This window comes from Natronorubrum amylolyticum, assembly GCF_052040145.1.
GTDB lineage: Archaea > Halobacteriota > Halobacteria > Halobacteriales > Natrialbaceae > Natronorubrum.
Genome location: NZ_JBPPFW010000001.1, coordinates 1,107,969 through 1,123,527 on the forward strand (window position 1 = coordinate 1,107,969; position 15,559 = coordinate 1,123,527).

Annotated in this window: 14 protein-coding genes and 2 pseudogenes; 8 read left to right on the forward strand and 8 right to left on the reverse strand. The window is 63.1% G+C overall.

Annotated features, from left to right (window positions below; genetic code table 11):
• Positions 1-9: 9 nt before the first annotated feature.
• Positions 10-734, reverse strand: a pseudogene (locus tag ACSFDB_RS21030) (DUF7972 family membrane protein).
• A gap of 25 nt (positions 735-759) precedes the next feature.
• Here ACSFDB_RS21030 and ACSFDB_RS05685 point away from each other — a divergent pair.
• From ACSFDB_RS05685 to ACSFDB_RS05700, 4 genes and pseudogenes are all read left to right on the forward strand, one after another.
• Positions 760-1,477 (forward strand): annotated as a pseudogene (locus ACSFDB_RS05685) (DUF7972 family membrane protein); the annotation flags it as partial.
• Between the two features lie 180 nt (positions 1,478-1,657).
• Complete coding sequence (locus ACSFDB_RS05690; RefSeq protein ID WP_440770038.1) at positions 1,658-2,683, forward strand: DUF7972 family membrane protein; 1,026 nt, start codon at positions 1,658-1,660, stop codon at positions 2,681-2,683.
• Positions 2,684-2,776: 93 nt separating this feature from the next.
• The gene (locus ACSFDB_RS05695; protein WP_440770039.1) at positions 2,777-3,820 is read left to right on the forward strand and encodes a DUF7972 family membrane protein; all 1,044 of its coding nucleotides are present in this window, start codon (positions 2,777-2,779) and stop codon (positions 3,818-3,820) included.
• A 69-nt stretch (positions 3,821-3,889) separates the two neighbouring features.
• Positions 3,890-4,174 carry a DUF7967 family protein gene (locus ACSFDB_RS05700; protein WP_440770040.1) on the forward strand — a complete coding sequence of 95 codons (285 nt, stop codon included), beginning with the start codon at positions 3,890-3,892 and terminating at the stop codon, positions 4,172-4,174.
• 327 nt (positions 4,175-4,501) lie between these two features.
• Here the strand turns inward: ACSFDB_RS05700 and ACSFDB_RS05705 are convergent, their stop codons facing one another.
• Positions 4,502-4,846, reverse strand: coding sequence for a cupin domain-containing protein (locus ACSFDB_RS05705; RefSeq protein ID WP_440770041.1), 345 nt, complete (start codon positions 4,844-4,846; stop codon positions 4,502-4,504).
• 306 nt (positions 4,847-5,152) lie between these two features.
• Between ACSFDB_RS05705 and ACSFDB_RS05710 the strand changes: the two genes are divergently transcribed.
• Positions 5,153-6,160 carry a DMT family transporter gene (locus tag ACSFDB_RS05710; RefSeq protein ID WP_440770042.1) on the forward strand — a complete coding sequence of 336 codons (1,008 nt, stop codon included), beginning with the start codon at positions 5,153-5,155 and terminating at the stop codon, positions 6,158-6,160.
• 1,156 nt (positions 6,161-7,316) lie between these two features.
• On the opposite strand, the gene ACSFDB_RS05715 is transcribed toward ACSFDB_RS05710, so the two are convergent.
• The 5 genes from ACSFDB_RS05715 to ACSFDB_RS05735 all read right to left on the reverse strand — a co-directional run bounded on the left by ACSFDB_RS05715 (position 7,317) and on the right by ACSFDB_RS05735 (position 12,266).
• A complete protein-coding gene (locus tag ACSFDB_RS05715; RefSeq protein WP_440770043.1) occupies positions 7,317-8,345 on the reverse strand; it encodes a hypothetical protein in 1,029 nt (342 codons plus the stop codon).
• Positions 8,346-8,463: 118 nt separating this feature from the next.
• A complete protein-coding gene (locus ACSFDB_RS05720) occupies positions 8,464-9,504 on the reverse strand; it encodes a dipeptide epimerase (RefSeq protein ID WP_440770044.1) in 1,041 nt (346 codons plus the stop codon).
• Entirely contained in the window at positions 9,505-10,524 is a 1,020-nt protein-coding gene (locus tag ACSFDB_RS05725; protein WP_440770045.1) for an N-acetyltransferase DgcN family protein, read from the reverse strand.
• 384 nt (positions 10,525-10,908) lie between these two features.
• Positions 10,909-11,859: a Vms1/Ankzf1 family peptidyl-tRNA hydrolase gene (locus ACSFDB_RS05730; protein WP_440770046.1), complete on the reverse strand. Its 951-nt coding sequence runs from the start codon at positions 11,857-11,859 to the stop codon at positions 10,909-10,911.
• A gap of 29 nt (positions 11,860-11,888) precedes the next feature.
• Positions 11,889-12,266 (reverse strand): DUF5802 family protein, encoded by a 378-nt coding sequence (locus ACSFDB_RS05735; RefSeq protein ID WP_440770047.1) that lies wholly within the window; start codon positions 12,264-12,266, stop codon positions 11,889-11,891.
• Positions 12,267-12,679: 413 nt separating this feature from the next.
• Between ACSFDB_RS05735 and ACSFDB_RS05740 the strand changes: the two genes are divergently transcribed.
• Positions 12,680-13,744: a hypothetical protein gene (locus tag ACSFDB_RS05740; RefSeq protein WP_440770048.1), complete on the forward strand. Its 1,065-nt coding sequence runs from the start codon at positions 12,680-12,682 to the stop codon at positions 13,742-13,744.
• 128 nt (positions 13,745-13,872) lie between these two features.
• A complete protein-coding gene (locus ACSFDB_RS05745; protein ID WP_440770049.1) occupies positions 13,873-14,529 on the forward strand; it encodes a metalloregulator ArsR/SmtB family transcription factor in 657 nt (218 codons plus the stop codon).
• 27 nt (positions 14,530-14,556) lie between these two features.
• Here ACSFDB_RS05745 and ACSFDB_RS05750 read toward each other — a convergent pair whose 3' ends face one another.
• The gene (locus ACSFDB_RS05750; RefSeq protein WP_440770050.1) at positions 14,557-15,174 is read right to left on the reverse strand and encodes a DUF8526 domain-containing protein; all 618 of its coding nucleotides are present in this window, start codon (positions 15,172-15,174) and stop codon (positions 14,557-14,559) included.
• Positions 15,175-15,256: 82 nt separating this feature from the next.
• Between ACSFDB_RS05750 and ACSFDB_RS05755 the strand changes: the two genes are divergently transcribed.
• Positions 15,257-15,466, forward strand: coding sequence for a hypothetical protein (locus ACSFDB_RS05755; protein ID WP_440770051.1), 210 nt, complete (start codon positions 15,257-15,259; stop codon positions 15,464-15,466).
• Positions 15,467-15,559 lie beyond the last annotated feature (93 nt).

Sequence of the window (15,559 nt, forward strand, 5' to 3'; positions counted from 1 at the left end):
AGTCGGACGCTACTCCCACTCGATATCGGAGCCGCGGTCGGTCTCCCTGAGGATGAACGGGCCGATCGCGAGCGTCCACTTCGCCACGGTAACGATCCGGAGGATGTACGAAAGGAAGATCGAGAACGGTGTCACCCCGATCGCGAAGGCCAGTCCGATCACCAACAATCCGTGATCGATCCCTGCCGTCGTCCCGGCGATATCTCCGGTCTCGAAGATCAGGAGCATGTAGGCGGCGACCGCCAGCGCGGGCAACGACACGGCCACCAGCGCCCGCGAGAGGTCGATCATCTCCCACCGGAATACAGCGTCTTGAAGTGCTCGCGAGCCGGTCCGAAGAACTCCAGATCGGCGAGCAGTTCGTCGAACGTCTCGAGCGTCTCGGCCGAGAGCTCGTCGGCGTGGCGATTTCGCACCCGTCGGCCGGTGTAGATCTTCCAGGAGTAGTTGTACTCGAGGGCCGCCGCCACGACCTCGAACGTCCCGAACTGCCGTCCCTCGAGGTCGGGTGCGACGCGATCCGCGTCCGCGGCGATTCCCTCGGCGTACTCGCGAACGTCTTCGCGTACTGCCTCGTCGAGGTCGGATTCGGCCTCGAGGCACTCGAGGATCGTCCGCGCGTGTTCCCCGGTCGTTTCCACGAGTCCGCGCAGAAACGTGGAGGGCTCCGGTGGGCTGGTCTCCCGACCGACGGCGTCCTCGACGTCCCGGCGGAACGCCATCGCGTTGTCCATGCGCTCGCGCTGCTCGCCGACGGGGCCCGGCGACCTCGAGGACCGGTTCGAGTCGATGGCGTCGTTCCGCCGCGAGGTCGAGGAGTTAACGGGCGAACCCGTCAGTCCGGCCGCGCCCGCCGACTACCTCCAACTGATCGTCGAGACTGCCGCCGAGCGCGCGGAGACGCTACGGCCGCTCATCGACCGAATCGACGATCCCACGTTCGCAACTCACCTCGAGGAGTTCGTCGACGCGGTCGTCGACGAAGGGGAGGATCGTCTCCGACTCGCTCGAGGGTGCCGATTTCGGCACGTTCGAGACGCTGTCTGCGGTGCTCGGTCACTTCAACGGAGCCCACCTCTACGTGGCTCGAAGCATTCGAACACACCACGCCGACGAACTGCCCGACGAGGCCCTCGAGACGCTCGATTTCCTCGTCGAGTTGCTCGGCCACGTCGCCATCGCTCGTCAAACGTTCAAGACGCTGGACATGCAGTACGAACTCGCGCACCTTTCGAAACTGCTGTTAGTCGTCGGCTTTCCGACGCTGCTCGGCGGCGGAATCTTCATGATAACCTACGGAACGATCATCGAAATCGTCGGCGATCCGACCGCGCTCGTCCTGATCGTCAGCTTCGTCGTCACGTTCGTTTTTCTGCCGTTCATCGTATTGTTGGTCTACACGTTCCGGATCGCATCGATCGCGAGTCGAACGGCCGACTTCGGCCCGTTCGTTCCGCGTGTCGACTTCGAAGAGTAGCGGCGTTGAGCGGTTCCGAACGATCGGTTGCTCGACTGTGATGTCGACTCGTCGGCCTCGTCGAACGGACGTCGGACGTCACCGGACGAACCCCGTCGTATTATTGTGGGAACACGTCGCAGTGCCGTCGCTTCCCGGGCCGGGTATTTTGACCGCCACCATGGTTGGTTGGAGCAGTCGATGAGCGACGATGATTCGGGCGACGACTCCGGCGGGCAGGAGCGACTGGGCGGGACCCGGCTGTGGATCCTGCTGCAGGTGAATCGGTGGGCGTTCACGGGGGCGATCCTCCTGATCGTCTACGTCGTGCTCGTCGCCACGAGCCTGCTCGATCTCACGCCGTTGCGAACGATCGTCGAGAACCAGGACGGGATCGAGTTCCTCTTCTCGGCCTTTATCGGGGCGATCATCACGGGCACCTCGATCGTCGTCACGATCAACCAGCTCGTGCTCTCCCAGGAACTCGGCGCGGTCGGCGACCAGCGCGAGCGCATGGGCGAGGCGATGGACTTCCGACAGACCGTCGAGGACACGATTTCCGAGGACGCGAGTCCCCCCGAACCCGGTGCGTTCCTCTTCGAACTCGTCGACGGCGTCTCCGAGCGGGCGAAGGAACTCGAGGAGGTCGTGGAAGACGAACGCGACGAAGAGCTGCGGGAGAAGATTTCCGATTACGTCGACGACGCGACGGAGAACGCCGAGAGCGTCAAAAGTGACCTCGACGGTGCCCAGTTCGGGACGTTCCAGGTTATTTGGAACGCGCTCAAATTCAATTATTCCCGGAAGATCTACGACGCCCGCAAGATCCGTGACGATCACGCGGACTCGCTTTCGGACGACGCCGACGAGAAAATCGACCACATGATCGACACGCTGAAACTGTTCGGGCCGGCCCGCGAGCACTTCAAGACGCTGTACTTCCAGTGGGAGCTGATCAACCTCTCGCGGGCGCTGCTGTACATCTCGGTGCCCGCGCTGACGATCATGGGGATCATGATCATGTACGTCGACGGGAACACCTTGCTCGGCACGACGCTGGGTATCGACAATCTCGTCTGGATTACCAGCGCCGGCTTCGTCGTCGGCATCTCGCCGTTCGTCGTCTTCATCACGTACATCCTCCGGATCGCGACCGTCGCGAAGCGAACGCTGGCGATGGGGCCGTTCATTCTCCGGGAGTCAGAGCGGGACGAGGATCTGGGGTAAGCTGCGTTCCCAGCTTCCGAACTGGGTGGGTTCCCGTCGCTGACTGCAGTGTTTCCGTAGCTATTTCCACCCCATCGTGGTACCCCCGTGACGATGAGCGGCGACGGCTCACAGCCCAGCGACACGATGGCCGAGCGAAGCGCTGACCCCACCTGGAAACACCAGCTCCTGCTGAACGCGAACCGGTGGCTGGTCACGGCCGGACTGATGGCCTTCGTCTTCGTCGGTCTGCTCGTCGTCAGCGAACTGAGCCCGATCTCGCTGCGGGCGCTGATGGGCGAGAAAGAGCCCGTCCACACGCTCTTTCAGGCGCTCGTCACCGCGCTGATCACCGGCGTCACGCTGGTCGTCACGATCAATTCGCTGGTTCTCTCACAGGAGCTCGGTGCCGTCGAGGACCAACGCGGACGGCTCGACGGGGCCCTCGAGTTCCGCGAGGACGTCGAGAGTTCGATCGACGCGCCGATCAGCCCGCCGGAGCCGGCGTCGTTCGTCCAGGCGATCATCGCCGCCTCCGAGGAGCGCGCGACCGACTTTCGTGACGCCGTCTCCGACAGCCGCGACGAGGAACTCAGAGAGCGCGTCGACGACTTCGTCGACAACCTGACGACCCACGCCGACTCGATCCGGGACGACCTCGAGGACGCCCAGTTCGGCACCTACGACGTCGTCAAGGCCGCACTGGACTACAACTACTCCTGGAAGATCTTCCGCGCCCGCCGGATCAAGAACTCTCACGTCGACTCCTTCGACGAGGAAGCCGAGGAGGCCTACGACGAGTTGCTCGAATCGCTGAAGCTGTTCGGCCTCGCCCGGGAGCACTTCAAAACGCTGTACTTCCAGTGGGAGCTGATCAACCTCTCGCGGGCGATGATGTACGTCGCCGTTCCCGCGCTGGTCGTCGCGATGTCGATGCTGCTGTTTTTCGACGCCGACGCCGTGACCGGAACGATACTGGGAATCGACGCCATCGTCTGGATCGTCGTCGCCACCTCGACCGTCGCCGTCACGCCCTTCCTCCTGTTGATCGCCTTCATCCTCCGGATCGCGACGATGGCCAAACGGACGTTGGCGATCGGACCGTTCATCCTGCGGGACTCGAGTCGCGGCGAGGAGATCGACTGGGAGTCGGAGTGACGACGCCAAGAAGCGCCGAAATCGACGCCGCCCCCGAGCTACTTCTCGTTCGGGGACCAGTAGTGAGACATGGCCAGCACCGCTTCCGACACCGTCCGCGTCTGGTTGGTCGAACGAACGTATTCCGACGACGAACAAAACCTGATCATCCTCACCTACGCGACCACTGAGGGAGACCAATACTTCCGCAAAGAGCGGGCGCTGACGTCGTTTACGGACGTTCGAGACACGACCGCGGCGATCGACGCCGATCCCGGCAACCTCGGTGCCGTCGACGACGACGACCTGCGAGAGCAGTACGCCGCCGAAGCCCGGCGGATGGCCGACGTTCACGATCCCGACGACGTTATCTGACCACCGCTACCGACCAGAACCGATCCGACCACGTGCGGTGGCGCGCGCTGGGCCGGAGTTCGCTCTTCGGAGCGAACTCCGGATCGACTTTGCGCGAGGGATGAGTGACCGACTGAAAGGAGGGAACGAATCGGTTGGGGAGGACGTGGAAACCCTAGCCGCCAGCGTCAGCAGGACACTCGCATTCGATCCACCGATTCCACGCGTTCATCGTCGTCACTCGTCTCCGTCGAGTCCGTCAGGGTCTCAGACGGTCTGTTGTAACGATTTGTCGGAGCAACCGCAGGACACTCGTGGTTTCTCCGGAATGACTTACAGCAGTCCGTATCAAAGCGGTGCGCCGACGAGCACGAGTTTGACGCGCTCGTCACCACGATTGAAGATCTGGCGGGACTCTTCGGAATCGAGGCGAATCAGCTCGTCTGCTGCGAGCGTCACCGTCTCGTCGCGATCGGTCAATTCAATCTCGGCTGTTCCCTCGACCACGTAGTAGATCTCCTCCTGATCCGTGTGGGTCTCGTCGTGTTCTTTGCCCTTGCCGCCGGGCTCGAGTTCGAGGATCGAGAAGCCGACGTGGTCGGACTCGAGTTCCTCCTTGAGGAACCACATGCCGCCGAACTCCTCGGGGACAACTGACTCCGGATCGGTCTTGGACGCCGTATCGTAGCCCATACGCAGACGGTCGATCGGCGTGGCTAAATCGGTGGGGAAAGCGGAAATCGCACTGGTCGGTTCGGACGGGAAGATCAGTCGGACTTCAACCGAACTTCGATTGAACTTCAACCGGACTCCGATCACTGCCGTCGAACACGCCGTCACGGCCGTCTTCCCTCGCCTCCGAAAGCGATGTCTGATGAATGACTCACACGGCCCCGGTTACGCTGGCTCGTGCTATCACGATTCCCGCAAATCGTTTACTTGGGCCGCTAATAGTTCCTCTATCAACTTCGAACCAGCCACACACAACGATGATATGACATGAGTGATTCGAGAGATGTACTGCTGTTCGGTGCGCTTGCACTCGTCTGGGGGACGGCCTTCACGGCGATCGAAATCGGGCTCGAGACCCTGCCACCGCTCCTGTTCGCTGCGGCCCGGTTGGACATCGCTGCGGCCGTCTTCGTCGGCGTCGTTCTCCTCCGCCGTCTCGAGTGGCGACCCCGGACGAAGGGGGATCTGGCGCTCGTGCTCTCGAACGGACTCCTCGTCATCGGCGCGCACTTCGCGTTCTCCTTCGTCGGCCAGAGCTACGTCTCGAGTAGCGTCGCCGCGATCGTGCTCAGTTTCACGCCGATCATCACCCCGCTCATCGCGATTCGCCTCCTCGCAACGGAACGGATCGTCGTCACCGACGTCGTCGGTCTGGGCGCCGGGCTCGCCGGCGTGATCGCGATCGCCGTCGCCGGAGGTACCTTCGACGGACAGCTCCTCGGCATCGGACTGCTCCTGGCGTCCGCGGTCGTCTTCGCGCTCGGCTCCGTGCTGACGGAACGCTGGACGCCGGTTCTCCCGACGATGTCGCTCCACGCGTGGTCGATGGGTATCGGCGCGGTGTTCCTCCACACTACGGCCTACGCACGTTCGGGGGCGACGATCCAAAGCGTGACGTGGACGCCGTCGGCAGTCGCGGCGCTCGCGTACCTCGGTATCGTCGCCACCGCGGGCGGGTTCCTCCTCTATTTCGCCCTCCTGAGCCGGATCGGCGCGACGAACGTCAGCCTCATCAACTACGCGTCACCCGTCGTCGCGACGATTTTCGGGGCGACTCTCCTCGGCGAGCAGATCACCGCGGCGACCGTCGCCGGGTTCGCGCTCATCGTCATCGGATTCGCGCTCTGCAATATCCGTCCGCTCTGGCGGCTCACCCAGTCCACTCGGAACACAAACGGGAGCAATCGGCCGCTCGAGGGCGGCGAGATTCGCGTCCGCGGGAACGTGTATACGGCGACACACGATTCCCAGACCCGCCTGCAACCGAGCGATTAACGCCGCTCGCTCGTTATCCGCGATTCACAGCTAGCAGTACCGTTCTATCGGTGATTGGGAGTACGATTTCGTTAGCAACGCTGGCCGTGAAAATCGCGCTCAGTAGAGGTCAAAGAGTTCTCGCCAGTAACTGTAGATGGCAGATTGACTAAAAGACAATAACCTTCCCAATCAAATCTGTTACTATGCCGTTGTTGGAAGGTCTAAAGACGTGGTTTGACTATGAACTCCTCTTCATAGGCCTCGCCATCTCACTTCTTGTTGCTATTTGGGTAATAAACCAGACAACTGGTTATTTGGGAGAACTTCCGCTTACAAGTCCCGAATTTGCCATCGGTATCACAGCTATCGGTTTTGGAACAATTATTTTTATGATTTGGCTGGCGGGACGATATAACTGAACAATATGTGGGTCTATTGATCGGCAGACTCACCGCAGTCCGATTGAAAGAAACAAAGCCCTCGTGGTGAACTCATCCGCTGAGAGTATAGAAATGACTTGCCACTCCCCATCAGGAGGACGATTCCACCGATTAATGTCAAGTACATACCAGTCCCTGCAATAAACATTCCTGTCACTCCGTACTGAGTGAAAAAGAACCCTGACGAGAGAACGACCGAGACGGTTCCGACAACCGTTCTAAACGCTTCGCTGCTAATCCACCGAATTTCGATCAGTATCCCGAGCGCAGCAATGACTGCAAGTACAAGCGTTACAAGTCCATACGTTTCCGTTCCTGATCCCATACCCGCGATCTTGACTAGATGAATGTACTCATACGCCGGATTCGTGATGACCCACGGAAAGTACGCACCGAGACCGAGCAAGCAGAGCCCCGCCCATACTATGATTTTCGAAGACACGACCATATCATCATTTGACATCTATAAAACATAACCTTTTCGTGTAATTAGGAAGGTATCTGTACCGACCGTTGCACTCCTCCACTCACTGCACGAACTCGCTGCCTGTACAGTGATGAACGGCTACTGAATACGTTTTCATTATTTGGATTACGTAACGGTGTCTGTGACTGGTAGAGTGTCAACTGATCAGTTCGCAGTTGTAGGTACCGAATCGGATGACCCAGTGGTATACTCAATTCCGAACCGAGAAGCCGTATTGCTCTCCACGTAGTACGACTCCGAGTACCCGCTACAGCCCCGGCACCAGCGCCGCGAGGTCATCCGGGAGGTGCTGGGGGACGAGATCCTCCGGAAGTGTCTCCCAGCTCAGTTCGTCGGTGCCGGGTTCGGCGTCGGTCTCGAGGTCGGCGTTCTCCGCCGGCGCTTGCTCGCGGTACTCCGGCGGCGGCGCGCCATGGGCGTAGACGCCCTCGGGGTGGTCGACGGTCCAGACGTGCATCATACATGGCGTTCGGCAGGGTAGCTCGAGCCCTGCAAGCCCATCCTGAGCGAAGTCCTGCTCGTAGGCCTGCCGGTAGTACCACCACCCGAACCGGCCGGGGAGGCCGGCGTGGTAGTGCCAGGGCGAACAGCGACCGGGCGTCCCGTCGTGATCACCGTGGCCGTCGTGGTTGTCGTGACCCTCATCGTGGTCGCCGTGATCCTCGTCGTGTTCATCGTGGCCGTCACCGTCCCCATCGTGATCTTCGTCAGCCGCCGCCTCACCGTCAATCACATCGTGCTCCGCGTTCCCGTCAGCGTCGCCATCGTCGTACACCGCCGGCGGCGGATCGACGGGCTCGCCGCCTCGAGTCGCGATGAACATCACGCCGATCGAGCGCCAGGAGTCGTTGTCCACCAGCACGGACTCCGGCCGCTCGGGGTTCAGGATCTCGTCGTCGCCGACGTACTCGGGGTTGATCCAGTGGGACCAGCCGTCGTCGTCCCGGTTGAGCGTATCAAAATAGGGTTTGAACCCCGCGTCGACTAACGCGGCGACGTCGGGATACTGCTCCTCGAGGGACTCTCGAACGGCCGTCTGCAGCGCGACCGTCTCCGGGTGGTCGTCGTCACAGCCGTCCATACTCGACCCCTCGCAGTGCCCCATACTCGGCTCGATCGTCGCATCGGGACAAGAACCGTCGAACCAGGACTGCGCCCCACCAGGGGTACTCGCACTCGCTTGCCCTGCACCGAATACCGAGATCGCGCCGACACCCGCCGACGCGCGCAAAAGTGTCCGACGGGATAGGTTTCGACTGCCGTCATCGTCGTACATACCCGCATTTCCACACCGAGAACCGGCATAAATCCCTGTTGACGATTCGGCTGACACTCGTTCCGTGAAACTACTCGCGGAGCGAACGTTGATTGCCCGAGGACCAGTCCGGCGCCGATTACCGCAACATGGCACCGGTTCCTGCCCGCTCGAGACCGGCCAGCTCGATCCGGCCGTCGGGCATCGGAACGCCGTCGTAGGGATCGTCGGCGAGCAACAGCGAGCCGTCGAGGTCGGCGTAGTCGAGCAGCGGCGCGAGGTGGCAGGCCGCCGCGATCGAGGCGTTGGATTCGGACATACAGCCGCACATAACCTCCAGACCGTGCGCGCGAGCCGTGTGGATCATCCGCTTGGCTTCCCGCAGGCCGCCACACTTCATCAGTTTCAGGTTCGCGATATCACAGCGGTCGGCGATTCGGGGAATGTCCTCGAGCGTGATACAGGATTCGTCGGCGGCGATCGGCAGCGAAGAGCGCTCGTAGACGAACCGTAATCCCTCGGGGTTCTCGGCCGGAACGGGCTGTTCGACGAACTCGAGCTCGAACTCGGCGAGTCGGTCGATCTTCGAAACCGCCTCGCGGGGCGTCCAGGCCTCGTTCGCGTCGACGTAGAGACGGACGTCGGGTGCGACGGATCGAATCGTTCGGATGATCTCGATATCGCGCTCCGTTCCGAGCTTGACCTTGAGGACGCCGTGACCGCGCTCGAGGGCTTCCTCCGTCTTCGCGCGCATCGTTTCCGTGTCGTCGAGCCCGATGGTGTAGGAGGTCTCGAGGGTCCGCTCCGGATCGAGCCCCCAGTACCGATAGAGGGGGATCTCGAGCCGTTTCGCCGCCAGATCGTGCAGCGCAATGCTGACCGCACAGCGGGCCGCCGGGTTCCGGTTGACGGTCTCGCGCATCCGGCGTTCGATTCGCTCGAGCTGGTGGACGTCGCCACAGTCCTCGACGACGGCGAGCAAGTCGGGAAGGACCGTCGTCACCGTGTCGACGGTCTCGCCGTAGTGGGGGGACGGGCCGGCACCGCCGACGCCGACCGTCCCGTTCTCGTCCTCGATCCGAACCGTCACCACCTCGGCCTCGGTCGCCGTCCCGCGGGCGATCGTGAACGGGTACTCGAGCGGCAGCGCGTGTCGTTCGAATGCGGTCTCGAGCGCCATTTATATCAACTCCTCGAGCAGGGCGTCGCTTCCGAAGCGGATGACGTCCGACGCAGGCATGCCGAGGTCGCTCGCGTACTCGTCGACGGCCTCGCGTGCGGCCGCATCGTCGTCGATGTTCGACGTGTTCAGGGCGCCGGCGACGACCTCGCTGTCCGCGACCGATGTGGCGAGGTCTTCGTAGAGATCGACGTACGCCGAGAGTTCGGGGAGCGCGAACGATTCGTAGCCGTGGATTACCTCCCGACCGGCGTCGTGACAGAGCACGAGTTTGTCGGCCATCGCGCCGTGGAGGATGCCGCAGGTAACCGCGGAGTACGCGGGATGAACGATGCTGCCCTGGCCCTCGACGAAGAGGTAGTCGTGCTCGTCGCCTTTCTCGAGAATCATCTCTTCGACGGCGCCGGCGGTGAAGTCCGACACCACGCGGTCGATCGGGTTCCCCCAGCCCTCGATCATGATCCCCGTCTGGCCGGTCGGGATCACTTCGGCGTCGTAGCCGGCCTCGCGAGCGTCGCGAGCGAGTTCCATCGAGACGGTCATCTTGCCGACCGAGCAGTCGGTGCCGACCGTGAGAATAACCTCGGCGTCGACCTGATCTGCGATACCCTGACTGACCGTCAGGTCCTCGGGCGGCTTGCGTACGTCCCAGAGTTCGCAGTCGTTCTCGGCCGCGAGCGCCGCGAACTCCTCGTCCTCCTCGAGGAAGTAGTGCAGCCCCGAGACGACGTCGCAGCCGTACTCGAGTGCGGTTCGAACGTCCTCTCGCCAGCTTTCCTCGAAGCCGCCGCCGATGGGCGCGATACCGATTAGCAGCGCGTCGACGTCATCGGCCGCGAGATCGGCCATCCCCTCGCGGATCGGGGCGTCCTGGACGTCGGGAACGAAATCGGAGACCCGTTTCCCGGCGTTGTCCCGGTCGAGAACGGCGACAACTTCGTCGTCGGAGTATCGCAACACGCCGAGAGCGGTCTTGGCACGCCCGGGAAACTCTTCGTGGGCAAGGATTGCAATTCGCATATCCGATCATGAACGAGGGCCTACTTAACGATAGATATTCACGACATCCGCCGCGTTTCGAGTACTCGTCGGCGCAAACGGGGCGGGTGCTGCCCACAGCTCGGCTTCGACGTCCGCGAGTTCAACCGCTGCCGGCGTTCGAGGGTCGCCCCCTCGAGATCGAAATCGCCGATTACTCGAGCGCACACGCGGGGGAACAGAACCCGCGATCCGCCGCGTTGGAGCCGGGGTGGGCCGTGAACTGTTCGCCACACTGTTCGCACGAGACGGAGACGAAGTCGGAAATGGCGTCCGGTCGACAGTACGGTCGCATCGATCGAAACGGCTTGGGTTCAGTTCACCGACTGTCAGGGCTGAAACGGCAGGTGCCAACACGCGAGACGCTTACAGTACCCGCAGATCGGTCGTCCAGAACGACCGGTGAGCGTCCTCGAGCGCCGGTTTCGGGTCGCCGGTCGCGTCGACGGCGGCGGTTCCCGCGACATCGAGCCCCGATTCCTCGACGAGCGTGTCGACGACGCCGCGCTGACCGACGACGAACAGGCGCTCGACGTCGTAGTCGGCGAGGGCCGCCGTACAGCGCTCGAGGTGGTCGTCGATCTGGTCGTCCCGAATGCGTTCGAATCGAGCCTGCGAGAAACCGCCCTTCGAGTGGCTGCCCTTCACGTCGCTCTCGAAGCCCCGGTAGTCGACGCGCTCGTCGCCCTCGTAGACGCCGAGCGCGAACAGATCGGTTCGGACGAGCGCGAGCGCGTACCGGCCGGTCGGCAGGAGCCACTCCTCCTCGAGGGCGAAGCGGTCGGCCCACGTCGTGTGCGACTCGTCGCCGCCGAGCGTCTCGTCGGTGAGGTCGACCGGCGGCTCGAGCGTGACGGCGACAAGCCCGGCGTCGTCGACGCAGAGCACGCACGGGGCCGCCTCGTCGACGAGCCCGGTTCGGTCGCCCAGCACGTCCTCGAGGTTGAGATCCGTCTCGTCCCGGAGGTCGTCGACGGTGTCGTCGGCCCCGAGAACGGCCGTCAGGGCCCCCTCGGGACCGGTCCGAACGGAGGTCAGTCGATCGACCACGTCGGCGAGGCGACGTCCGCGCAGGCGTTCGCGACGACGGACCGCGAGGCTGTCGCCGTCGTCGTCGACCTGCTCGAGTTCGCCCTCGAGTTGGGCGATACGGTCCTCGAGCCGGTTGACTGTCTCTTCGGCGTCCTGTCTGGCCGTGGCCGCGTCGGCCCGGCGCTCGGATTCGGCCTCGTAGCGGCTCTGCAGTCGCTCGTTTTCCTCCTCGAGTTCGTCGATACGGTCTTTGAGCGAGGCGCGGCCGAGCAACTCGTCGAGCATTCGTTCGAAGGGGCGAAGCGAGAATACTTCTAGGTTCCGGCGTTTCGCACGTCGTCGCCGGAGTCGGGCCAGCCGCCGGACCAGGTGAGCAGTCGCTCGGCGTGCTCGCGTCGGGCGAGCAACACCTCCCGGAGCGACGGCGGATTCCGGACGTCACAGCCCTCGAGCATCGGCTCCGGGAGGGCGAGCGTGTTCGTCGGCACGTTCTCGTTCCCGTGGACCGGAAAGTGCTGGCTCTCGAGTTTCATCACGAGCGGTGCATCGAGGCGTTCGACGCCGTCGCCGGTCGCGTACACCGCTTCGTTGATCTGCTCGTGTTGGTCGCTGTGCATGAGGGCGTGATCCCCGTCGGTCGGCGTCACGTAGAGTCGTCCGAGATAGTAGCTCCGCGAAAAGCGCTCGAACATGCTATACTATACCACACTCCGACGAGACATAACTATTTTCGGACAGGCTTAAGTCGAAGGACTAACAGCGAAGACGGTCACCGGCAACGGATTCCGGACTGCGAGGAACTGGTTCGACTGGCCAATCAGTTCACGAACGATCAGAGGGGCGTGTGAACGATAGTCACGGCCTGGGAGCGCGACCCGACGGTGCGGACCGCGGCTGTTGCTCGCACGGACAGCGATCGGAGATGAACGGCCTTCACGATCGCAGCGTTCGAGCTGAAACTCGAATTCAAGGATCGGTTGGATGCTACCAAAAACGGCGCTAACGGTTGTGAACGGTCGAAATTGAACTGACGATCCACAAATTCGATTGAACGGTACGAACGAAGGTCACTCTTTTTAGTATGTTCGGGACAAGTGGAATAGTAATGAGAACCAGTCGGTCGGTCGCGTTCCTCGTACTGGTCGCCATCGTCGGACTCACGGTCGCCCCGATCGCGAGTGGTGCCGTCGTGGGGACGCTTACCGACGATTCCGACAGCGAGGGCGAGTCGAGCGACGAGGTGAACACGGACGTATCCGCGTTCATGCAATCCGTGGCAACCGACACCGATCGGTCAGTCGAGTCCGGAATGCACGATTCGAGGTTCGAAGCCGCCGATGACGATCGCCGGGCCGATATCGTGCTCGAGCGAACGGCCGACCTCGAGGACCGACACGCCGACCTCGAGGCCGAACGTGAGGAACTCGAGGAACGGAAAGACGACCTCCACCGGGGAGAGTACCAGGCGCGGATGGCGCAGGTGACCGTCGAGATCCAATCGCTCGAGCGAGCGATCGATCGGACCGAACAGCAGGCCACCGAAACCGACGTCGATGACGAGCGACTCGACGAACGCCTCGGGGAACTCAGAGAGAACGCCGCAACGCTGTCAGGTCCGGAGGTAGCCGAGATCGCACGCGGACTCGGCGGCCCTGACGGTACTCCCGGCGGTGGCCCACCGGCGCACGCAAGCGCCGGCAATCAGTCGAACGGTGCTCTCGATCAGGGAAACGGTAGCCCACCGGATCACGCCGGTCCCGGCAACCAGTCGGATACTGGGAGTCAAGGGCAGGGAAACGCTAGCCCGCCCGGTCAGGCCGACCCCGGCGACCAATCGGACGACGGAAATCCGGGGCAAGGAAACGCTAGCCCGCCAGAACAGAGCAGTTCTGACGACCGGACCGACGACGAAGCGCAGGCCGGCGACGAAGCGCAGGCCGACGACGAGAACCCGGGGCAGGGAGCCAGTCCTGACCGAGGGACCGACGTCGATCGAGAAACCGGTAGTCCGCCGGACCACTCCGAGTCCGACGGACAGACTGATGGCGAAGACGCCGAACAGGGCGACGAGCCTCCCTCGAACGAGGGCGACTCCGGCAACCAGACAAACACCGGAAGTCCGGGGCAGGGAAACGCTAACCCGCCGGGCCACGCTGGCGCCGGCAACTGACGGGCGATTCGAACACCGACTCGAGCGATACTCCACCGTTCTCACCGACCGCCACCGACCCAGACCCGTACGTCTGCGTTCGCACCGAGCAGACACCCTTTTCAGCGACGACCCCTAACCCTCTCGTGATGGACTCCGCCGCGTTGCTGGATTTGTTGGGGAACGAAAACCGGAGACGGATCCTCCGGCTGCTCGCCCGCAAGCCCTGTTATGTCACCGAAATTTCGGAGTACCTCGGCGTGAGTCCCAAGGCGGTCATCGAACACCTCCGGAAGCTCGAGGAGGCGGGCCTGATCGAGAGCCGGGTCGACGACCAGCGTCGGAAGTACTTTCATATCGCTCGCCACGTCCGTCTCGAGGTGAACGTCTCGCCCTACGGCTTCGCGAGCAAGAGCGCCTATCCCGCCAACAGCAGCTTCGACATCACGACCTGTCGGCACCTCACGCTCGACGTCTCCTGGGACGAAGGCGGCGATCTCGACGACCTCCTCCACGCACTGGAAGATCTCGAGCAACTCGAGAACGAACTCTCGCTGGCCCAACGATGGGTTCAGGGACGACTCTGTGATGTGCTCGACGGCATCTCCGAGACGGTCGGCACCGGTCCCGAAAGTCGGATCTACGCCGACCTGCTGGCGAGCATTCGCTCCGAACCGAAATCGGTCGGCGAACTCGCCGAGGACGTCGACGCACCTCGCGAACTCGTCGCCGAACTGCTCGAGTCGATGGCCGACGAGGGGGTCGTTCGCCGGACCGAGCGGGGATGGGAGCTGACGACGGCCTAAACGGGCTCGACTCCGCGAGTCGGCCGCTCAGTCGATATCTCGAACGAGCCCGTTACGCAGGTCACGACCGAAGTAGTAGCCGATGAGACAGCCCACCAGCCCGGCGGCCACGCCGACGGCGACGACGGCCTGGTAGGAGCCGGCGACCGCGAGCACGGTGTAGCTGGCCAGCGCAGAGAGGCCGCCGACCGTCGTCCCCGCGGCGGCCATCTCGAGGTACCGTCGTTTCGACGTGAGCAGTCCGACCGCGAAGGCGACGCCGAACATGCCGAGGACGCGGCCCGCGAACGGAATCGTCATTCCCCCGGCGACCAGTCCGGTTCCGACCAGCAGGACGAACGCGAAGAACGCTCGCGGCGAGAAGTACTGCTCGAGCGAGGGTCCCGACGTGGGGATCGAGAGCTTCGACTTCAGGCTCGAGAGCCGCGACGAACCCGATTTCGCGTCGGGTTCAGCGGGAGCATCGAGCGGCGTAGACGTCGTCCGCGAGTCCGCGTCGACCGACCGCTGTGGCTCACCCTCCTCCGGGGATCGTGACTCGCCGGGGTCGACGCCGCCCCCAGTTCCCGAGAGCAGTTCCTCGGTCTCCGCGAGGAGATCCTCGGTGTCGCGGCTCTCGGTCACCTCTTCCGAGCGATCGCTCATACTCGTTCGTTGCATTCGAGAGCGCATGGGTTTTTCCCCAACCGGCCACAGGATATACGACTCCGGACCCCCCACCGGAGTCATGGAGTGGCTCGCGCCGGCGACGTTCGGACTGTTCGCGGCCGGCGCAGGCCTGCTGTGTTACGTCCTCGTCTCGAACCTCGAGCCACAACCGGAGTATCCGGCGCTGATGACGGACCTGATGCGACTGCTCGGGGCCGGCATCGCGATCTGCGGGCTCGCGATAGGCGGCGTGTTTCTGTACGCGGCTGCGGGGACCTACCTCGGCTGAGCGACCGCTCAGAACCGGCGCGGATACCGACTCGCGATGCATCGTCTCCGTCGGTCGCGTCGCTGTTGCTCCCGTGGCCCGACGTCAGGCACA